Source organism: uncultured Meiothermus sp., assembly GCF_937863175.1.
Lineage (GTDB): Bacteria > Deinococcota > Deinococci > Deinococcales > Thermaceae > Meiothermus.
Genome location: NZ_CALMCQ010000455.1, coordinates 1 through 1,157, shown reverse-complemented (window position 1 = coordinate 1,157; position 1,157 = coordinate 1). Strand labels below are relative to the sequence as shown.

General features: G+C 49.4%; 2 protein-coding genes. One reads left to right on the top strand and one right to left on the bottom strand.

The genetic code is table 11. The annotated features are described in order from the left end of the window. The coding region (locus Q0288_RS17065) for a LacI family DNA-binding transcriptional regulator (protein ID WP_299433304.1) at window positions 1-93 on the bottom strand (93 nt) is incomplete at its 3' end. Window positions 94-571: 478 nt separating this feature from the next. Here Q0288_RS17065 and Q0288_RS17060 point away from each other — a divergent pair. Next, window positions 572-916, top strand: coding sequence for an antibiotic biosynthesis monooxygenase (locus Q0288_RS17060; protein WP_299433301.1), 345 nt, complete (start codon window positions 572-574; stop codon window positions 914-916). Window positions 917-1,157 lie beyond the last annotated feature (241 nt).

Genomic DNA, 1,157 nt, shown 5'->3' with positions numbered 1-1,157 from the left:
CTCAGAAACATCGCGGTAGCCGTTGAGTACCCGAGAAACAGTGCTGACCGCAACCCCTGCTAATTGGGCCACATCCTGAATCGAGACACGCATATTGATAGCTTCACCCCTTTAAGGTGTCCAGAACGGTATAAAATCGTTTCCGGAATCGTTTTTGTTGATCGAAAATATAACATGTTGGTGAAATTGTCAAGGGGACAATTGTCCCTATATCCCATCTAAAGTTATCGAAGAGGTGCTTTCTTGGCTATGCTTCCTTGCTCAGATGAATCGCAATTAGTGCCCATACCATATTCTGTTTTCCAAAAAACGCACCTCTCACGACCAAGTGAACTGACATTGACATCTCCTGTAGCCGGTGACGTGGCAGTAATGACCCCCATCAAGGTCGCCGGATGGTCAGAGCCCTTGTCGATCCAAAAGGCCTACTCCTGCTTTGTGCGTCTGGATGGTTTTAACTGTCTATACCTCTGCAAATTACAGTGGAAAATCTAGAAACTCAATAAATCCGACTGGAATACTTGACATTCAGAAATCCCGGCCTTAGTCTCTTTACCAGGGGAGGCCCGCTGTGTTTGTCACCATGAACCGCATCGCCGTAAACCCAGAGCATGCTGGGCTGTTTGAGCAGAGTTTTATCGAGCGTACACGCCTGGTAGATACCATGCCTGGCTTCATCCGTAACCAGGTGCTAAGACCAGCCAACCCCGCAGAACAACCCTACATTGTGATGACCTTTTGGGAGTCTGAGGCCAGTTTTGCGGGATGGGTTGAAAGCCCCCAGTTTAAGGAGGGCCACGCCAGGAGCACAAGCCTGCCACGTGAAGCTTTCAGAGAGCATAGTCGGCTGGAGACCTACCAGGTTTTTGCCGATTCGGTAGACCAGGTTCCATTAGAGATCGAGCCCCGGGGCTAGGTGTGTCCACACAAGGGACTTGCATTGCGCGCACCGACCTGGCGATAGAGCCGTACCAAAGCAAACTCAAAAAGTGCTTGCAAAAACCATAACTGATATTTCTATCCTGGGTGCACATAAACCCAGCAAATCAAACGGGAGGTGTTTTGTGGGGAAAGTTGCTTTTTTTCTGTTGTTTCTGGCCTTGAACCTGATTCCTGGTGTGTTGGCACAGCCCTTTACGGTGACAGACTCGTGGGGA